This is a genomic window from Nocardioides cavernae (genome assembly GCF_016907475.1).
Taxonomy (GTDB): Bacteria; Actinomycetota; Actinomycetes; order Propionibacteriales; family Nocardioidaceae; genus Nocardioides; species Nocardioides cavernae.
Genome location: NZ_JAFBCA010000001.1, coordinates 3,730,244 through 3,748,401, shown reverse-complemented (window position 1 = coordinate 3,748,401; position 18,158 = coordinate 3,730,244). Strand labels below are relative to the sequence as shown.

The following is an 18,158-nucleotide window of genomic DNA, read 5'->3' as shown; positions in this document are numbered from 1 at the left end:
GGGGTGCGTCACGTAGTGGGATTCCCACGAACCGTGGAGCGTCGAGAGCGGCCCACCGTGGCGGCGTGTCCGTTCCTACGCCGCTCGACGCCCCAGGTCACGACTTGGCATCGCCGCGAGGCGGGTGGGGTACGGGGCAGCACGCTCTGGTTGAATCCCGAACAGTCCGCACCCCCTGAGATCGAGGTGGAAGGTCGAGTGACCCGTCGCAGCAGCCCGCAGGTCGAGCACGTGACCGTGCACGGTCACCGACGCGCCTACGTCCGCGCCGGATCGGGGCCCGTCGTCCTCCTGCTCCACGGCCTCGGCTGCGACCACACGACCTGGGGACCCGTCATCGACTCGCTCTCCCGGACGCACACCGTCATCGCGCCCGACCTGCTCGGGCACGGGTCGTCCGACAAGCCGCGCGCCGACTACAGCGTGGGCGGCTACGCCAACGGCATGCGGGACCTGCTGACCGTGCTGGGCATCGACACCGCGACGGTCGTCGGGCACAGCTTCGGCGGGGGAGTGGCGATGCAGTTCGCCTACCAGTACCCCGAGCGCACCGAGCGGCTCGTCCTCGTGGGCTCCGGCGGCCTGGGGCCCGAGGTCAACCCCGCGATCCGCGCGATCACCACGCCGGGCTTCCACCAGGTGATGGGCCTGCTGGCGGCGCCGGGGCTGCGCCACGCGGCCACGACGACGATGCGGATCCTCGCCCGGAGCGGGATCAGCCAGCTGCGCGACCTCGGCGAGGTCGCCGCCATCTACGACTCCTTCAAGGACCCCCGTGCCCGCGCCGCGATCCGCCACGTGGTCCGCGCCGTCGTGGACTGGAAGGGCCAGATCGTGACGATGGCCGACCGGGCCTACCTCACCGAGGCCATGCCGATGTGCGTGATCTGGGGCGCCGACGACCACGTGATCCCGGTCGGCCACGCGAGCAACGCCAGCGCCCTCGCGCCGACCGCGCGCGTCGAGATCATCCCCAACGCCGGTCACTTCCCGCACCGTGACCACCCCGAGCGCTTCGCGAAGATCGTGCGCGACTTCATCCGCGCGACCGAGCCCAGCCGCTACGACCGTGACCGCTGGCGCGACCTCCTCGACGAGGGGGCGCCGGTCCGCCCGGCCGGGGCGCGCGCCGGCGACGGCCCGGTCGACCCGCGGGGCGACGTACGACACGCAACACCCGCCTGACCCGGGCGGGTCAGGCGGGTGTCATCGCTCGTCGTCGCGGGGTTGACGCCGGTCAGGCGTCGCCGCCCTCCTGCTTGATGTCCTTGGTCGCAGTGGGGTCGTCGATCTTGTAGCGCTGCGCGGCCTCGACGACCTTCTCCACCGGGAAGTCACCGGCGTCGGCCAGGGCCTGGAGGGCCTGCACGACGACGCTGACCGCGTCGATGTGGAAGAACCGGCGGGCGGCCGGGCGGGTGTCGGCGAAGCCGAACCCGTCGGCACCGAGCACGCGGTAGTCGGCCGGGACCCAGCGGGCGATCTGCAGCGGGACGGCGCGCATGTAGTCGGACACGGCGACGACCGGCCCCTGGGCGCCGGCGAGCTTGTCGCTGACGTAGGCCGTGCGACGGTCCTCGCCCGGGTTGAGCAGGTTCCACTGCTCGGCGGCGGCGCCGTCGCGGGCGAGCTCGTTCCACGAGGTGACCGACCACAGGTCGGCCTGGACGCCCCAGTCGTCGGCGAGCAGGCGGGCGGCCTCCTCGGCCCACGGGAAGCCCACGCCGGACGCCATCAGCTGGACCCGCGGGCCCTCGCCCTCGGCGGTGGCGACCTTGTGGATGCCCCGCAGGATGCCGTCGACGTCGACGTCGGAGGGCTCGGCCGGCATGGAGACCGGCTCGTTGTAGACGGTGAGGTAGTAGATGACGTCCTCACCGGTGCCGTCAGGCCCGCCGGTGCCGTACATCCGCTCGAGGCCGTTCTGCATGATGTGGCTGATCTCGTAGGAGAACGCCGGGTCGTAGTGGACGATCGCCGGGTTGGTCGCGGCCAGCAGCGGCGAGTGCCCGTCGGCGTGCTGGAGGCCCTCGCCCGTCAGCGTCGTGCGACCGGCCGTGGCGCCGATGAGGAAGCCACGGGCCAGCTGGTCGGCCATCGCCCAGATGGAGTCGCCCGTGCGCTGGAAGCCGAACATCGAGTAGAAGATGTAGAACGGGATCATGTGCTCGCCGTGCGTGGAGTACGCCGACCCGGCGGCCGTGGCCGACGCCATCGCGCCCGCCTCGGAGATGCCCTCGTGGAGCATCTGGCCCTGCGCGGACTCCTTGTAGGACAGCAGCATCTTGCGGTCGACCGACTCGTACTGCTGGCCGCCCGGGTTGTAGACCTTGGCGCTCGGGAACATCGAGTCCATGCCGAACGTGCGGTACTCGTCGGGGGCGATCGGGACCAGGCGGTCACCGATCTCCGGGTCCTTCATCCAGTCGCGCAGCAGCCGGACGACGGCCATCGTGGTGGCGAACTTGTTCTTGCCAGATCCCTGCTTGAGCTCGGCGTAGAGCTCGTCGCCGGGCAGCTTGAGGGCGGCGGCGCGGTTGACGCGGCGGGGGATCGAGCCGCCGAGGGCCTGGCGCCGCTCGAGCATGTACTCGATCTCCGGGGCGTCGGCACCCGGGTGGAAGAACGGCGCGCCGCCGGTCTTCTCGTAGGACTCCTCGAGGTCGCGATCGCTGATCGGCAGGTAGAGCCGGTCGCGGAACTTCTTGAGGTCCGGGAGGGTCAGCTTCTTCATCTGGTGGGTGGCGTTCTTGCCCTCGAGGGCGTCGATCGTCCAGCCCTTGATGGTGTGGGCCAGGATCACCGTCGGCTGACCGGTGTGCTTGGACGCGGCGTCGAACGCGGCGAAGACCTTGCGGTAGTCGTGACCGCCGCGGGGGAGCTTCTCGATCTGCGTGTCGGACATGTGCTCGACCATCTTGCGCAGGCGCGGGTCGCCGCCGAAGAAGTGCTCGCGGACGTAGGCGCCGTCCTCGGTCGAGTAGGTCTGGAACGCGCCGTCGGGCGTGGAGTTCATCCGGTTGACCAGGACGCCGTCGACGTCGCGCGCCAGCAGGGCGTCCCACTCGCGGCCCCAGACGACCTTGATGACGTTCCAGCCGGCACCGCGGAAGTTGGCCTCGAGCTCCTGGATGATCTTGCCGTTGCCGGTGACCGGACCGTCGAGCTGCTGCAGGTTGCAGTTGATGACCCAGGTGAGGTTGTCGAGCTCCTCGCGCGCCGCGACGCGGATCGCGCCCAGCGACTCGGGCTCGGCCATCTCGCCGTCGCCCATGAAGGCCCACACCCGCTGCTGCTTGGTGTCCTTGATGCCGCGGTTGTCCAGGTAGCGGTTGAAGCGGGCCTGGTAGATCGAGCCGATGGCCGTCAGGCCCATCGACACGGTCGGGAACTCCCAGAAGTCGGGCATCAGGCGCGGGTGGGGGTACGACGGCAGGCCGGCGCCCTTGCCGTGCTGGACCTCCTGGCGGAAGCGGTAGAGCTGCTCCTCGCTGAGGCGACCCTCGAGGAACGCGCGGGCATAGACACCCGGCGAGCCGTGGCCCTGGATGTAGATCTGGTCGCCACCGCCCTCGTGGTCCTTGCCGCGGAAGAAGTGGTTGAAGCCGACCTCGTAGAGGCTCGCCGAGGACTGGTAGGTGGCGATGTGGCCGCCGACCTCGAGGCCCTTGCGGTTGGCCGACGAGACCATGACCGCGGCGTTCCAGCGGATGAACGCACGGATGCGGCGCTCGACCTCCTCGTCACCCGGGAACCACGGCTCGCGCTCCGGCGGGATCGTGTTGAGGTAGTCGGTCGAGCGCAGGGCCGGGACGCCGACCTGCTTCTCGCGCGCGCGCTCGAGGAGGCGCAGCATCAGGTAGCGGGCGCGGTCGCGGCCGCGGTCGTCGAGCATCGCGTCGAACGACGCGAGCCACTCCTGCGTCTCGTCCGGGTCGATGTCGGGCAGCTGCGTGGGAAGACCCTCGTGGATCACCGACGCGATGGCCGGGTTCTTGCTGGACTTCTCGTCGGACTTCTCGGCGTCACTCACCCGCTCATCGTGTCACGACCGTCGGCGCCACGAAATCTACCCATGGGTAGTCCCACAGGCCGTGCGGCGCGACCGCGGCCGCGGTCCGCGACGGGCGTGCGAGAGGACGGGGCGTGGACCGGGGTTGCGGCTCCTGCTGTGTTCCTGTGGACTGTGCGCATTCACGCCTGACCTCGACTGGTCGGGCACCCCGAACACAGGAGGCACTGCGTGAGCTCGACGGTGGGCGATTCTGCCCCGGTGACAGGAACGGGGGACCGCCTCGGGCTCAAGCCCGGCATGGTCGTCCAGGAACTCGGCTGGGACAACGACACCGATGACGAGCTGCGCGTCGCGGTCGAGGACTGCATCGACGCCGACATGGTCGACGGCGACTACGGCAACGTGGTCGACGCGGTCCTGCTCTGGTGGCGCGCCGACGACGGTGACCTCGTCGACGGCCTCGTCGACGCCCTGACCGACCTCGTCGGCGGCGGATCGATCTGGCTCCTCACCCCCAAGGTCGGCCGACCCGGCACGGTCGACGCGTCCGACGTCACCGAGGCGGCGCCGATCGCGGGCCTCTCGCAGACCACGACGGCGGCGGTCAGCAAGGACTGGCAGGCCACCCGGCTGGTCGCGCCGAAGACCCCCGCGTGACCGTTCGCGACCTCCCGTCCACGCTCGCGTCCCGGGCGTCGGGGGTCGCGACCACCGTCCGCGTGCTGGGTCGCGCGGGCGTGATCAGGCCCCACGGACCACGCACCCTGCTCGACATCGGCCGGCTGGTCGTGCGCTGGGGCACCGGCCCGGCGGGTGGCTTCGCCACGCTCGCTGCCCGTGAGCCGCACCAGGTGGGCGTGGTCGACGAGCTCGGCGAGCTCACCTGGGGCGAGCTGCAGCGTCGCTCGAACTCCCTCGCACGGGCGCTCGCGGAGCGCGGTGTCCGCGAGGGCGACTCGGTCGCGGTGATGTGCCGCAACCACCGTGGCTTCATCGACGCCACCATCGCGATCGCCAAGCTGGGCGCCGACATCCTCTACCTCAACACCGCCTTCGCGGGACCGCAGCTCGTCGACGTGCTCGAGCGCGAGGCGCCGAGCATGGTGATCCACGACGAGGAGTTCAGCGGGCTGCTCGCCGGCGCCGACCTCGAGCGCCGGGTGCTGGCGTGGACCGACGGCGACTCGGAGGCGCCCGGGACCCACGACACCCTCGAGCACCTGGTGACGGCGTACGACGAGGGTGACCTGCAACCGCCCGCCCGCCACGCCCGGATCGTGATCCTCACCTCGGGCACCACCGGCGCGCCCAAGGGTGCGCCGCGCAAGGAGGCCGGCATCGACGCCGCCGTGTCGCTGCTGTCGCGGATGCCACTGCGGGCGGGGTGGCGCACCCACATCGCGGCGCCGCTGTTCCACACCTGGGGCTTCGCGCACCTGGCGCTGGCGATGCTGCTCGGCTCGACCGTCGTGCTGCGACGCACCTTCGACCCGGTGGAGGCGCTGCGCACCACGCAGGCCGAGCGGTGCCAGTCGATGGTCGTGATCCCGGTGATGCTCCAGCGCATCCTGGCACTCGACCCCGCGGAGCTCGAGGGGGTCGACCTCTCCCGCGTCGAGGTGGTCGCGTCGTCGGGCTCGGCGCTGCCGGCCACCCTCGCGCAGGCGTGGATGGACCGCTTCGGCGACAACCTCTACAACATCTACGGCTCCACCGAGGTGGCCTACGCCTCGATCGCCACTCCCGAGGACCTGCGGGCCGACCCGACGTCGGCGGGCAAGCCGCCGCACGGCACCGTCGTGAAGATCCTCGACCACGACGGGCACGAGCTGCCGCGGGGCGAGACGGGCCGGATCTTCGTGGGCAACGGGCTGCTCTTCGAGGGCTACACCAACGGCGGGTCCAAGGAGGTCGTCGAGGGACTGATGTCGTCGGGGGACCTCGGCTGGTTCGACGAGGCCGGTCGCCTGCACGTCGCGGGCCGTGACGACGACATGATCGTCTCCGGCGGCGAGAACGTCTTCCCGCAGGAGGTCGAGGACTGCCTGGTCACCCACGAGGGTGTGGGGGAGGTCGCCGCCGTCGGCGTCGTCGACGAGGACTATGGTCAACGACTGCGCGCCTTCGTGGTGCGCACCGGCGAGGTGTCGGAGGACGACCTGCGCGAGCACGTGAAGGCCAACCTGGCCAGGTTCAAGGTGCCGCGCGAGATCGTGTTCCTCGACGAGCTGCCGCGCAACGGCACCGGCAAGGTGCTCAAGCGGGAGCTGGCCGGGTGGGACACCAGGGACGACCAGGCAGACGACCAGAAGGACGGCGAGGGACCAGCGTGACGGGCAACGGACTGTGCATCGGCGACGAGGCACCGGACTTCACGCTCCGTGACCAGTTCGGCCAGGACGTCCGGCTCAGCGACTTCCGGGGCCGCAAGGCGGTCGCGCTGATGTTCTTCCCGTTCGCGTTCACCGGCGTGTGCACCGGCGAGCTGTCGGGGGTGCGCGACCGGCTCGACGAGTTCCTCACCTTCGACACCGAGGTGCTGGCCGTGTCGTGCGACTCGGTCTACGCCCTTCGGACCTTCGCCGAGGCCGAGGGGCTGAACTTCCCGCTGCTCTCGGACTGGTGGCCCCACGGCGCCGTGTCGCGGGCCTACGAGGTGTTCGACGAGATCAAGGGCGCGCCGCGCCGGTCGTCGTACGTCATCGACCGTGAAGGCCGCCTGCGGTGGTCGGTGCACAACGCGAACCCCGACGGCCGCGACCTCGACGAGCACCTCCACGAGCTCCACGCGGCGCTCGAGACGCACCTCGTGTGAGCTCCGGTCTAGACCGATCCGGATCAATTCCGCGAATCCTCACCGCCGTTTGGGGCCGGGTGTAATCTTCTTCTTGTTGAACCGCTGGTGACCCGAGACGCCAGCGGTTCAACTCATTTCCGGACCCGGTCGCGCCGGCCCTGAGGGGCCTGGTGGACGCCGGCCGATGGTTTGCTGCGCCGGGTGCGCGGTCCCGTAGTGTGTGCCCCTGCGCGTCGGTAGCTCAGCGGTAGAGCACTCGGTTTACACCCGAGCGGTCGGCGGTTCGAAACCGTCCCGACGCACCCCTCCCGCACGCCGGGGACCGGATGAGAGGCCTCTCATCCGCGCCTCACGGACGGCTCACGCCGCCGCAGCACTCTTCTCGTGCACCGGGCCGAACCGGCCCCCGACGAGAGGAACCACGATGAGGAAGATCCTTCCCACCACCCTGCTGGGTGTCGCCGGCCTGACCGCCTTCGGCCTGATCGCCATGTCGACCCCGGTCGTGTCCGCCACGCCGGACGAGGCCGCCAAGCGCGACGACGACGCGCCCTCGCTCGTCCTGGTCTCCGACGACGACGATGACGACACCAACGACGACGACAACGACGACGACACGAACACCAACAGCCCGTCGTACACCGACCAGAGCCGCGACACCAACGACAACACGAACAGCCGGGTGACCGACGTCAGCCGTGACCGCGACAAGAGCCGGGGCGACAAGACCCGCGACTGGACGCGCGACGGTGGCGACAAGACGCGCGACAAGACGGCCAACAACACCAACGACCGCAGCCGCAACGACACCCGCGGCTGACCGCGGGCGGTGAGGGAGGCGACGTGGGAGACGAGATGGGCAGGAACGACGACGGCTGGCACCTCGACGAGGGCGAGCTCCTCGCGCCCGGCCTGAGCGCGCTGCGCCGCCTCGGTGGCGGGGCCGCCTACGAGGCCTGGCTGTGCTTCGACGAGGTGACCTGGTCGCCGGTCGTCGTCAAGGCGCTGCGTCCCTCCCAGCTCGAGGACGAGTCCTCCCGGCGCGGCCTGCGCCGGGAGGTCCTCGCCCTCGCCACGGTCAACCACCCGGTGGTGGTGCGCGGCCTCCGGGACGGGCAGGACGGCGCCCGTCCGCACATCGTGCTGGAGCACGTCGACGGCCCGCGGCTCTCCAGCCTGGTCCGCCGCTACGGGCGGCTCCAGGAGCAGCAGTACCTCCCGCTCGCCATCGACGTCGCCGCGGCCCTGCACTACTTCCGCCACATCGGCTGGACCCACCTCGACATCAAGCCCAGCAACGTCATCATGGGCGCCCCCGCGCGCCTGATCGACCTGTCGGTGGCCCGCCCCGAGGAGGACGCCCGCCGGCTCCGCCACCCGATCGGCACCGACGCCTACATGTCGCCCGAGCAGTGCGACCCGGGAGCCGCGCACCAGGATGGTGGGCCCGTGCCGTCCTACGCCTCCGACGTGTGGGGCCTGGGCGCGACGCTCTTCCACGCGGTCGCCGGCCGGCGACCGTTCGAGCTCGGCGACCCCGTCGCGGACGACGTACGCCGCCGGTTCCCGCAGCTCGTGGACGCCCCCGCGGCGCTGCCCGACGACGTACCGGCCGTGGTCGCCGAGACGGTCCACGCCTGCCTGCGCCGCGACCCCGACGACCGTCCGCTGCCCCACGAGGTGGCCGAGGCGCTCGAGCCGGTGCTGGCCGGGCTGCCGCGCGGCTCGCTGGCAGGCTTCAAGATCAGGGGCTGAGCCGGTAGCCCACCCCGCGCACGGTCGCGATGGTGTCGGTGCCGAGCTTCTTGCGCAGGTAGCCGACGTAGACGTCCACGACGTTGGAGCCGGGGTCGAAGTCGTAGCCCCACACCAGGTCGAGCAGCTGCTCGCGGGTCAGGACCTGGCCCGGGTTGAGCAGGAAGATCTCGGCCAGCGCGAACTCGCGTGCGGAGAGCTCGGACTCGCCACGCGGCCCGGCGATGCGGCGTGTGCGCCGGTCGAGCCGCAGGCCGCCGACCACGAGGTCGTCCCCGGCGACCTGGGCGTCGGCCGGCACCAGCGCACGGAGCCGCAGCCGGATGCGGGCCATCAGCTCGGCGAAGCGGAACGGCTTGGCCATGTAGTCGTCGGCGCCGCTGTCGAGGGCGGTGACGGTGTCGGTCACCGAGTCGCGGGCGGTCAGCACGATGACGGGCATCCGGCTGCCCTGGGAGCGCAGCTGGTCGAGCACCTCGAACCCGTCCATGCCGGGGAGCCCGATGTCGAGCACCATCAGGTCGAAGCGTCCCGACAGCGCCTCGTCGAGCCCGCTCGGACCGTCGCCCGCCACGGTCGGCTGGTGGCCCTCGGCGCGCAGGCCCTTGGCCACGAACGAGGCGATCCGCTCCTCGTCCTCCACGATCAGGATCTGGGCCATCTGGTGTCCGTCCTCGTCAGGTCGTCGGTCAGGTCGTCGGTCAGGTCGTCGGTCATCGTTCGATCTCCCGGTCAGGCAGGACGATCTCCACGTGTGCGCCGCGGGGCTCCGCGTCGGTGATGCGTACGTCGCCCCCGTGGGCGTCGGCGATCGCGCGCACGATGCTGAGCCCGAGGCCGAAGCCGTCGTCCCCGGCCCGCACGCTGCTGCGGCCGAACCGCTCGAGCACGGCCTCGCGGTCCTCGGCCGGGATCCCGTCACCGGAGTCGCGTACCCACAACCGAACCAGGCCGTCCTCGCGGGCCGAACCGACCGCCACGGCGGAGCCGGGGTCGGTGTGCTTGACCGCGTTGTCGGCGAGCTGCAGCAACGCCTGGGTGACCCGCTGCTCGTCGAGCACCGCGCGACCGCGGGCGACGCCGTCGAGCTGCCACTCGCGGTCGCCGAGCGCGGTGGCCTTGGCCAGCACCGACTGGGTGAGCTCGGCGAGGTGCACCTCGCCGAGGACGAGGAAGTCGGGCCGGCGGCTCTTCGCGAGCAGGATGAGGTCCTGCACGAGTCGCGACATCCGGTCGACCTCGTCGAGGAGGAGCTCGCGGGTCTGGGCCAGCTCGGCCGGGTCCTCGCCGTCGAGCAGCTCGAGGTGTCCGCGCAGGACGGTGAGCGGGGTCTTGAGCTCGTGGCCGGCGTCGTCGAGGAACTGGCGCTGCGCGGCGAAGCCGGAGTCGAGCCGCTCGAGCATGCTGTTGATCGTGCGGGTGAGCGCGGTGATGTCGTCGTTGCCGCGCTCCGGGATGCGGCGCGAGAGGTCCGTGGTGGTGATCTCGCGGGCCGTGCTCTCGAGGGTGCGAAGTGGTGCCAGGAGGCGGCCGGACTGGAAGGCGGCGATGGTGGTGATCAGCCCGAGCGAGAGCAGCGCGATGAGCGTGTAGGTCTGCAGCGTGCGGTCGAGCTCCTCGTGCTCGTCGCGCAGGAAGTTGACGATGACCAGCGAGCCCTCGCCCTGCGTGTTCGTGACGGGCACGAGCGTCACCCAGGTCTCGCCGAAGGTGGGCGACTCGATGACGCGGGTGCCGCCGACGCCGTCGAGGTCGGCGAGCGCGTCCTGGTAGGCGGGCTCGTCGAGGACCTCCTGGCCGTAGCGGTTGACGGTGCGCTCAGGGGTCTCGCCGCGGACGTAGCCGACGAGCATCTCGTCGTCGTCGGGGACGTTGCGGGTGAGGAAGACGTTGAGCACGCGGCCGACGTCGTCGAACTCCTCGCCGGTGTTGGGGTCGATGCGGAGGGCGCGGAACTCGGCGATCTCCTGGCTGATCTGCGCGTTCACCTGGCGCTCGATGCGCGCGGACTCGAGCGCATAGACCAGCAGTCCCGCCCCGGCCATCGCCACCGCCGTGAGGAGCGCGATGACGACCGTGATGCGGGTGCGGACCGAGACGCGCGCGAAGCGTCGGCGGGCACCGTCAGTCGTCCCACTCGTCGTCGGTGTCGTCATCGTCCGGCCCGTCGTCGTCATCCCGCTCGTCGTCGTCATCCTCTCCGACCGGTGTCGGCTGCGGCGTCACCACCCGGGCCTCGTCACCGTCGCCACGCTGCGCGTCCTGCCCGGGCCCGTCGTCCGGTCCGTCCGGGGCCAGCCGCGGCGTGCGGGGGGACTCCCGGCCGGGCGGGGGAGTGGCGGGGTCGGTGGTGGCCGGATCGGTGGTCGGGTCTGTGGTCGGCGCTTCGGTGGGGGCGTCGCGCAGGATCACCGGACTGTGGTCGGCAGGTGCCGGTGCTCCCGGCGAGGCCAGCGACCCGGCGACGTACGCCGTCACCGGCACCACGACCGCCAGGAGGAGGAGCACCCTCGTCACCTGTCCCATGGGGGTCATCGTGCGCAGCCGGCGTGGGGGCTGCGTGAGACGCGGATGAGAGCCTTCTTAGAGTCCGCTCCCGGTCCGCTTGTCGACGCCCTCGTGCCGTCCGTCGCACCCGCCGTCCGACCTCTCGCAGTGACAGGTGACGCGTGCCACAGTGGGCGCATGATCGTCCCCTTCAGCGTCACCGACTTCATCGAGCGCGCTGCGGCCGTCTACGGCGAGCGCCCGGGGTTCATCGACGAGCCCGACCAGCCCGCCGCGTCGCTGGGCACCCTGACCTATGCCGAGGCGTACGAGCTGGCGCGCCGGCAGTCCGCGAAGCTGGACGAGCTGGAGCTGGAGGTCGGCGACCGGGTCGCGATCATCAGCCACAACTCCGCGCGCCTGCTGACGTCGTTCTTCGGGGTGTGCGGCTCGGGGCGGGTGCTGGTGCCGATCAACTTCCGGCTGCGACCGGACGAGATCGCCTACATCGTGGCCCATTCCGGCGCGCGGGTGCTCTACGTCGACCCGGAGCTGGTGGACTCGCTGAAGGGCGTCGACGTCGAGCACACCTTTGTGCTCGGCGAGGACGGGTCGATGTACGCCGAGCCAGGCGTCGAGCCGCGCGCGTGGGAGCCCGACGAGAACGCGACGGCGACGATCAACTACACCTCAGGCACGACCGCGCGGCCCAAGGGCGTGCAGCTGACCCACCGCAACCTCTGGACCAACGCGGTGACCTTCGGCCTCCACGCCGGGGTGAGCGACCGCGACGTCTACCTCCACACCTTGCCGATGTTCCACGCCAACGGCTGGGGGATGCCGTTCGCGATGACCGGCCTCGGCGTGCCGCAGGTGGTGCTCCGCAAGGTCGACGGGGCGGAGATCCTGCGACGGGTCGAGCAGCACGGCGTGACCGTGATGTGCGCGGCCCCGGCCGTGGCGGCCGCGGTGCTCGAGGCCGCCCAGGACTGGGAGGGCGAGATCCCCGGTCGCGACCGGGTGCGCATCATCATGGCGGGCGCACCACCGCCCACGAAGACCGTCGTGCGGGTCGAGGAGGAGCTCGGCTGGGAGTTCGTGCAGATCTACGGCCTCACCGAGACCTCGCCGCTGCTGACCGTCAACCGCGGCCGCGCCGAGTGGGACGACCTGCCGGCCGAGGAGCGGGCCGCCCGCCTCGTGCGTGCCGGCGCGCCCGCCATCGGCGTACGCCTGCGCACCGACGCCGAGGGGGAGGTGCTGGCGCGGTCCAACGTCATCCTCGAGGGCTACTGGGAGCGGCCCGACGAGACGGAGAAGGCGCTCGTCGACGGGTGGTTCCACACCGGTGACGGCGGGGTGATCGGCGACGACGGCTACCTCACGATCAGCGACCGCAAGAAGGACGTCATCATCACCGGCGGCGAGAACGTCTCCTCGATCGAGGTCGAGGACGTGCTCTTCTCGCACCCGGCGGTCGCCGAGGTCGCGGTGATCGGCGTGCCGAGCGAGAAGTGGGGCGAGACCATCAAGGCGCTCGTCGTGCTGGCCGAGGGTGCGAACGCCGACGAGGCCGAGCTGATCGCGTGGTGCAAGGAAAGGGCCGCGGGCTACAAGGCGCCGACGTCCATCGAGTTCCGCGACGAGCTCGCCCGCACGGCGACCGGCAAGCTTCAGAAGTTCAAGCTGCGCCAGCCCTACTGGGAGGGGCAGGAGCGGCAGGTCAACTAGCCTGCGCGCATGCCCAGCCTCGCCGACGTCGTCGCCCTGCTGCACGCCTGGTACCCGCCCCGGACGGCCGACTCGTGGGACGCCGTCGGCCTGGTGGCAGGGGACCCGTCCGCGGAGGTGGCGCGGGTGATGTTCGCCGTCGACCCGACGGTCGAGGTCGCCCGCGAGGCGGTCGAGTGGGGCGCGGACCTTCTCGTCGTGCACCACCCGCTGTTCCTCACGCCCGTCAGCTCGGTCGCCGCGGACACGCCCAAGGGGCGCACCCTGCACACCCTGACCGCCGGTGGCTGCGCGCTGCTGGCCGCCCACACCAATGCCGACCAGGCGGTCTCCGGCGTCTCCGAGTCGCTGGCTCTGGCGCTCGGGCTCACCGACCTCGCGCCCATCCGGCCGGCCCCGGCGGGACCGCTCGACAAGGTCGTCGTGTTCGTGCCGGTCGACTCGGCGGAGGCCGTCCGCACGGCCATGACCGACGCGGGCGCAGGTCGGCTCGGGGACTACGACTCGTGCACGTGGACCAGCGCGGGCGAGGGCCGGTTCCGCCCGCTCGAAGGCGCCTCGCCCGCGATCGGTGCGGTCGGCGACCTCGAGGTGGTCGAGGAGGCCCGGGTCGAGGCGGTGGTGCCGCGTGGTCGTCGTACGGCGGTGGTGCGGGCGCTGCTGGCCGCGCACCCCTACGAGGAGCCGGCCTTCGACGTGGTGCCGCTCGCCGACCCCGGGCTGGCGGCCACCGGCACCGGACGGATCGGCACGGTCGCGGAGATGACGCTCGAGCAGCTCGCCGCGCGGGTCGCGGATGCGTTGCCCGCGACGGCCCACGGCGTACGCGTGGCCGGTGACCCGCAGCGGCCGGTGCGGAAGGTCGCGGTGTGCGGCGGGGCGGGGGACTTCCTGCTCGACGAGCTCGCCCACAGCGACGTCGACGTCTACGTCACGAGCGACCTCCGGCACCACCGGGCGGCCGAGTTCCTCGAGCACGACGGGCCGGCCCTGGTCGATGTCGCGCACTGGGCGGCCGAGTGGACCTGGCTGCCGGCGGTGGAGGCTCGGCTGCGCCGGGAGATGGGCGATAGGGTCGACACCCGGGTCAGCACGCGGTGCACCGACCCGTGGACGTTCCGCCACTGAAGCAGCAGGAGAGCCGTTGAAGGCCGATCCCACCCACCAGCACGCGCTCCTCGACGTCGCCGCGCTCGACTCCCGTGCCGCCCAGCTGCGGCACCAGCGGGGCCACCTCCCCGAGATGGCCGAGATCAGCGCGCTGGAGGCCGAGCGCACCCAGCTGACCGACCAGGTGCGCGACGCGCGCATCGTCGTGGACGACCTGACCGTCGAGCAGAGCAAGGCCGACCGCGAGGTCGAGCAGGTCAAGACCCGCCGTGAGCGCGACCGCTCCCGGATGGACAGCGGGCAGATCACCAACCCCAAGGACCTCGAGCGGATGCAGCACGAGCTCGTCTCGCTCGAGCGCCGGATCTCCACGCTCGAGGACGCCGAGCTCGAGGTGATGGAGAAGCTCGAGGAGGCGCAGCAGCTGTTCGACGGCCTCGGCATCCGCGCCGAGGACATCGACGCCCGGCTCGCCGAGCTGGTGGCAGCGCGCGACGAGAAGCGCGTCGAGATCGACCGCTCGCTCGACGAGGTGTCGGCCGCACGCGGTCCGGCGACCGAGGGCATGCCCGAGGACCTGATGGCGCTCTACGAGCGGCTGCGCGAGCAGAAGGGCATCGGTGCCGCGCTGCTCCGGTCCCGCCAGTGCGGCGGCTGCAACATGACCCTCGACGCCTCCGAGCTGTCGCGGATCAGGTCCGCTCCGGCCGACGAGGTCATCCGCTGCGAGGAGTGCCAGCGCATCCTGGTGCGCACCGACGAGTCCGGCCTCTGAGGAGCTGACGCGTCGTGCGGTTCATCGACGCGGAGCTCGTCGCCGAGCGCAGCCGCATGTCGCTGCGTGCCCGCGTGGCCCGGCTGCGGGCCAAGGGCTGGGTGATCGGCCAGTGCGCGATCGCCGCCGGCATCGCGTGGTGGCTGGCCGCCGACGTCTTCAACCACCGGCTGCCGTTCTTCGCGCCGATCGCGGCCGTGGTGTCCCTCGGGATGTCCTACGGCCAACGCCAGCGCCGGGTCGCGGAGGTCACCGTCGGAGTGGCGCTCGGCGTCTTCCTCGGCGACGCGGCCACCCACCTGATCGGCTCGGGCGGGTGGCAGATCGCGCTGATCGTGGCCGCCGGCATGTCGATCGCACTGCTGCTCGACGCCGGGCAGCTGATGGTCATCCAGGCCGCCGTGCAGGGGATCGTGGTCGCCGCCCTGGCGCCCGCCCCGGGCGACGCGTTCCTCCGCTGGACCGACGCGATCATCGGGGGATCGGTGGCGCTCGTGGCGGCGACCGTCGTCCCGCGCGCACCGCTGCGCAAGCCGCGCGACCAGGCGGCCGTGGTGGTGCGCAAGATCGCCGAGCTGCTGCGCTCGTCCGCCGACCGCCTGGGTGACGGTGACGTCGACAAGGCGCTGGCCGTGCTGCGCGACGCCCGCTCCACCGACGCGCTCATCGCCGAGCTCCGTGCGGCGTCGTCGGAGGGGTTGTCCGTCGTGAGCTCCTCGCCGTTCCGGCGACGCCACGGCGAGCACCAGCGACAGCTGGCCGAGCTCGTCGAGCCGCTCGACGTGGCCCTGCGCAACACCCGCGTGGTCGTGCGCCGGGTCGCGGTGGCCTGCTACCGCCGCGAGCCCGTGCCGGCGTCGTACGCCTCCCTGATGCGCGACCTGGCGGACCTCTCCGAGCGAGTCGCCGACGAGCTGGTGGCCAACCGGATGGCGGGGGCGGTCGTCGACGACCTCATCGCCCTCGGGCGGGCCACGGCGCAGGTCGAGCACAGCGACGACCTGTCCGCCGAGGTGATCCTGGCCCAGGTGCGCTCGATCGTCGCCGACATGCTGGCGCTGTGCGGGATGGACCCGCTCGAGGCGACCGACATGATCCCGCTGCGCTAGACCTCGGCGACCACCACGTCGAGCTGGGTGCCCTTCGCCGTGGGCTCGCCCGTCTCGACGGTCCAGCCGAGCCGGGTGAGGGTGTCGGCGAGCGCTGCGGGCGTGCGGGGGTTGGCGCCGTCCTCGAGCAGCGCGCGCACGATGCGGCCCTTGGTCGCCTTGTTGAAGTGGCTCACGACCGACCTCTTGCCGGCCGACTCGTGGAGCACGCGCACGGTCGCGACGCGGCGGGCCAGCGACGCGTCCGGCCGCCAGAAGGCGGCGTACGTCCCGGAGCGGAGGTCGACCAGCAGGCCGGTGCCGACCGCCTCGGTGACGGCCCCGCCGAGGACCTCGCGCCACGCGCCGGCGACCGAACCGGTGCCGGGCAGGGTGGCGTCGCCGGAGAGCCGGTAGGCCGGGATCCGGTCGCCGGGCCGCACGATGCCGAAGAGCGAGCTCGTGATCGCCACCCGCGCGGTCGCCCGGCGGCGGGCCCCGGTGGAGAGGGTGTCGAAGCCGAGGGCGTCGTAGAGGACACCGGTGTAGATCGCGTCGGCGCGGGCGGTCGGGGCGTCCTCGAGGTCGGCGTTGCGCTGCACCAGGTCGCGCTGGGCGGGACCGAGGCCGAGCACGGCGGCGGCCTTGTCCGGGTCGTCGCCGCACAGCCGCACGAGCGACTCGAGCAGCGTCGTCCGGGTGGTGGTGAGGGACGGCGAGGAGAGCGAGCCGAGGTCGAGGGCCTTGCCGCGACGGGGCGCGGTCTTGCCCTCGCTGGGCGGCAGCAGGATCAGCACGGGCGCAAGCGTAGGCAGCGCGGGCGGCCACGCCACGGCTAGGGTCGTGACATGCCCAGCAACCGTGTGGTGAAGGTCCGCTCCAGCGGGGACAGCGTGACGGCACAGGAGATGCGCGACGGCATCGCCGCGATCCAGGCGGAGCTCGACGTCACGCCGACCTTTCCCCCGGCCGTCGAGCGAGCAGCCGCCGAGGCGGCCGCGTCGCCCCGGCTGCCGGAGCTCGACCGCACCGACATCCCGTTCGTCACGATCGACCCCGAGTCGGCGCGCGACCTCGACCAGGCGATGCACATCGAGCGGTCGGGGGACGGCTACGTCGTGCACTACGCGATCGCCGACGTCGCGGCGTTCGTCGCGGCGGGCGACCCCGTCGACGTCGAGGCCAACCGCCGGGGCGAGACGCTCTACGGCGCCGACTCCAAGATCCCGCTGCACCCGACCGTGCTGAGCGAGGGGGCCGCCTCCCTGCTCCCCGAGGAGGTGCGTCCGGCGCTGCTGTGGACGATCAAGGTCGACGAGACGGGCGAGGGCACCGACGTCGAGGTCGAGCGGGCGCTGGTCCGCTCGCGCGCCAAGCTGTCGTACGAGCAGGTGCAGGCCGACCTCGACGCAGGGAAGGCCGACGAGCTCATCGGCCTGCTCAAGGAGGTCGGGGAGCTGCGCCTCGCCCGCGAGGCCTCCCGCGGCGGCGTCTCGCTGCCGCTGCCCGAGCAGGAGCTCGTCGAGACCGGTGACGGGCACTGGGAGCTGGAGTTCCGGCGGCTGACGCCGGTCGAGACGTGGAACGCGCAGATCTCCCTGCTCACCGGGATGGCCGCTGCCTCGCTGATGGTCTACGCCCGCGTCGGCATCCTCCGGACCCTACCGCCGGCCGACCCCCACGACGTGCAGCGCCTGCACCGCACCGCTCGTGCCCTCGGCATCTCGTGGCCGGCCGAGCAGCTCTACCCCGACTTCATCCGCACGCTCGACCCGTCGAAGCCGACGCACGCCGCGATGGTCGTGGCGTGCACCCGCCTGTTGCGCGGCGCGGGCTACGTCGCCTTCAACGGCGAGCTGCCCGAGCAGGCCCAGCACTCCGCGCTCGCCTCGGAGTACGCCCACGTCACGGCCCCGCTGCGTCGGCTCGCCGACCGCTACGCAGGCGAGGTCTGCGTCGCGTTGTGCGCCGGCACCGAGGTCCCGTCGTGGGTCATCGAGGCGATGGGCGGGTTGCCCGAGACGATGACCGAGTCGGGGCGTCGGGCCAACCGCTACGAGAACGCCGTCGTCAACCTCTGCGAGGCCGAGCTGCTCCACGACCGGGTGGGTGAGCGCTTCGCCGCCGTCGTCGTCGACCTCGACGAGAAGAGCAAGCAGAAGGGCGACGTCACCATCCAGGACCCCGCCATCGAGGCGACGGTGACCAGCACCTCGGACCTCCCCCTCGGCGAGGAGGTCACCGTCGAGCTGGCGACGGCCGACCCGACGACGCGCACCGTGGAGTTCCGGCTGGCGTGAGTCGGCTCCCGGACGACAAGCAGCGGCTGCCCGAGCACCATGCAGGCAGTTCGCCGGGCCGGCAGCCGCGCTGAGCGTGAGCAAGCCTCATGACGGCTCG

At 72.0% G+C, this 18,158-nt stretch carries 16 protein-coding genes and 1 tRNA gene; 12 read left to right on the top strand and 5 right to left on the bottom strand.

What is annotated here, in order from left to right:
• Positions 1–198 precede the first annotated feature (198 nt).
• A complete protein-coding gene (locus tag JOD65_RS17590) occupies positions 199–1,185 on the top strand; it encodes an alpha/beta fold hydrolase (RefSeq protein WP_307821244.1) in 987 nt (328 codons plus the stop codon).
• A gap of 52 nt (positions 1,186–1,237) precedes the next feature.
• Here JOD65_RS17590 and aceE read toward each other — a convergent pair whose 3' ends face one another.
• On the bottom strand, positions 1,238–3,985 hold the full coding sequence (gene aceE, locus JOD65_RS17585; protein ID WP_204811585.1) for a pyruvate dehydrogenase (acetyl-transferring), homodimeric type: 2,748 nt from the start codon (positions 3,983–3,985) through the stop codon (positions 1,238–1,240).
• A 288-nt stretch (positions 3,986–4,273) separates the two neighbouring features.
• Between aceE and JOD65_RS17580 the strand changes: the two genes are divergently transcribed.
• The 6 genes from JOD65_RS17580 to JOD65_RS17555 all read left to right on the top strand — a co-directional run bounded on the left by JOD65_RS17580 (position 4,274) and on the right by JOD65_RS17555 (position 8,567).
• On the top strand, positions 4,274–4,672 hold the full coding sequence (locus JOD65_RS17580; RefSeq protein WP_307821243.1) for a DUF3052 domain-containing protein: 399 nt from the start codon (positions 4,274–4,276) through the stop codon (positions 4,670–4,672).
• Complete coding sequence (locus tag JOD65_RS17575; RefSeq protein ID WP_191196189.1) at positions 4,669–6,348, top strand: AMP-binding protein; 1,680 nt, start codon at positions 4,669–4,671, stop codon at positions 6,346–6,348. The genes JOD65_RS17580 and JOD65_RS17575 overlap by 4 nt, the downstream gene beginning before the upstream one ends.
• Positions 6,345–6,830, top strand: a complete 486-nt coding sequence (locus JOD65_RS17570; protein ID WP_191196188.1) for a peroxiredoxin — start codon at positions 6,345–6,347, stop codon at positions 6,828–6,830. Before JOD65_RS17575 ends, JOD65_RS17570 begins: the two co-directional genes overlap by 4 nt.
• A gap of 212 nt (positions 6,831–7,042) precedes the next feature.
• A tRNA-Val gene (locus JOD65_RS17565) sits at positions 7,043–7,114 on the top strand.
• A gap of 122 nt (positions 7,115–7,236) precedes the next feature.
• Positions 7,237–7,632, top strand: coding sequence for a hypothetical protein (locus tag JOD65_RS17560; RefSeq protein WP_191196187.1), 396 nt, complete (start codon positions 7,237–7,239; stop codon positions 7,630–7,632).
• Between the two features lie 23 nt (positions 7,633–7,655).
• On the top strand, positions 7,656–8,567 hold the full coding sequence (locus JOD65_RS17555) for a serine/threonine-protein kinase (RefSeq protein WP_307821241.1): 912 nt from the start codon (positions 7,656–7,658) through the stop codon (positions 8,565–8,567).
• On the opposite strand, the gene JOD65_RS17550 is transcribed toward JOD65_RS17555, so the two are convergent.
• From JOD65_RS17550 to JOD65_RS17540, 3 genes are read right to left on the bottom strand one after another with little or no spacing between them, the layout of a single operon-like run.
• Positions 8,557–9,228: a response regulator transcription factor gene (locus tag JOD65_RS17550; RefSeq protein ID WP_191196186.1), complete on the bottom strand. Its 672-nt coding sequence runs from the start codon at positions 9,226–9,228 to the stop codon at positions 8,557–8,559. The genes JOD65_RS17555 and JOD65_RS17550 overlap by 11 nt on opposite strands.
• 52 nt (positions 9,229–9,280) lie before the next feature.
• Entirely contained in the window at positions 9,281–10,723 is a 1,443-nt protein-coding gene (locus JOD65_RS17545) for a sensor histidine kinase (protein WP_191196185.1), read from the bottom strand.
• Positions 10,692–11,093, bottom strand: coding sequence for a hypothetical protein (locus tag JOD65_RS17540; protein ID WP_191196184.1), 402 nt, complete (start codon positions 11,091–11,093; stop codon positions 10,692–10,694). Before JOD65_RS17540 ends, JOD65_RS17545 begins: the two co-directional genes overlap by 32 nt.
• Positions 11,094–11,252: 159 nt before the next feature.
• Here JOD65_RS17540 and JOD65_RS17535 point away from each other — a divergent pair, with 159 nt between their 5' ends.
• The 4 genes from JOD65_RS17535 to JOD65_RS17520 are packed head-to-tail and all read left to right on the top strand — an operon-like array spanning position 11,253 to position 15,779.
• Complete coding sequence (locus JOD65_RS17535; RefSeq protein ID WP_191196183.1) at positions 11,253–12,785, top strand: AMP-binding protein; 1,533 nt, start codon at positions 11,253–11,255, stop codon at positions 12,783–12,785.
• A gap of 9 nt (positions 12,786–12,794) precedes the next feature.
• Positions 12,795–13,913: a Nif3-like dinuclear metal center hexameric protein gene (locus JOD65_RS17530; RefSeq protein WP_191196182.1), complete on the top strand. Its 1,119-nt coding sequence runs from the start codon at positions 12,795–12,797 to the stop codon at positions 13,911–13,913.
• A 16-nt stretch (positions 13,914–13,929) separates the two neighbouring features.
• Positions 13,930–14,670, top strand: a complete 741-nt coding sequence (locus JOD65_RS17525) for a zinc ribbon domain-containing protein (protein WP_224747769.1) — start codon at positions 13,930–13,932, stop codon at positions 14,668–14,670.
• A gap of 14 nt (positions 14,671–14,684) precedes the next feature.
• The gene (locus JOD65_RS17520) at positions 14,685–15,779 is read left to right on the top strand and encodes an FUSC family protein (RefSeq protein ID WP_307821239.1); all 1,095 of its coding nucleotides are present in this window, start codon (positions 14,685–14,687) and stop codon (positions 15,777–15,779) included.
• Here JOD65_RS17520 and yaaA read toward each other — a convergent pair.
• Positions 15,776–16,555, bottom strand: coding sequence for a peroxide stress protein YaaA (gene yaaA, locus JOD65_RS17515; protein ID WP_191196181.1), 780 nt, complete (start codon positions 16,553–16,555; stop codon positions 15,776–15,778). The genes JOD65_RS17520 and yaaA overlap by 4 nt on opposite strands.
• Before the next feature lie 51 nt (positions 16,556–16,606).
• On the opposite strand from yaaA, the gene JOD65_RS17510 reads away from it, so the two are divergent.
• A complete protein-coding gene (locus JOD65_RS17510; RefSeq protein ID WP_191196180.1) occupies positions 16,607–18,058 on the top strand; it encodes an RNB domain-containing ribonuclease in 1,452 nt (483 codons plus the stop codon).
• Positions 18,059–18,158 lie beyond the last annotated feature (100 nt).

What these genes read in the sequence shown, in the direction of transcription:
- JOD65_RS17560 (WP_191196187.1), top strand. Translation starts at nt 7,237, where the DNA reads ATGAGGAAGATCCTTCCCACCACCCTGCTGGGTGTCGCCGGCCTGACC.
- JOD65_RS17550 (WP_191196186.1), bottom strand. Translation starts at nt 9,228, where the DNA reads ATGGCCCAGATCCTGATCGTGGAGGACGAGGAGCGGATCGCCTCGTTC.
- JOD65_RS17545 (WP_191196185.1), bottom strand. Translation starts at nt 10,723, where the DNA reads ATGACGACACCGACGACGAGTGGGACGACTGACGGTGCCCGCCGACGC.
- JOD65_RS17540 (WP_191196184.1), bottom strand. Translation starts at nt 11,093, where the DNA reads ATGGGACAGGTGACGAGGGTGCTCCTCCTCCTGGCGGTCGTGGTGCCG.
- JOD65_RS17535 (WP_191196183.1), top strand. Translation starts at nt 11,253, where the DNA reads ATGATCGTCCCCTTCAGCGTCACCGACTTCATCGAGCGCGCTGCGGCC.
- JOD65_RS17530 (WP_191196182.1), top strand. Translation starts at nt 12,795, where the DNA reads ATGCCCAGCCTCGCCGACGTCGTCGCCCTGCTGCACGCCTGGTACCCG.
- JOD65_RS17510 (WP_191196180.1), top strand. Translation starts at nt 16,607, where the DNA reads ATGCCCAGCAACCGTGTGGTGAAGGTCCGCTCCAGCGGGGACAGCGTG.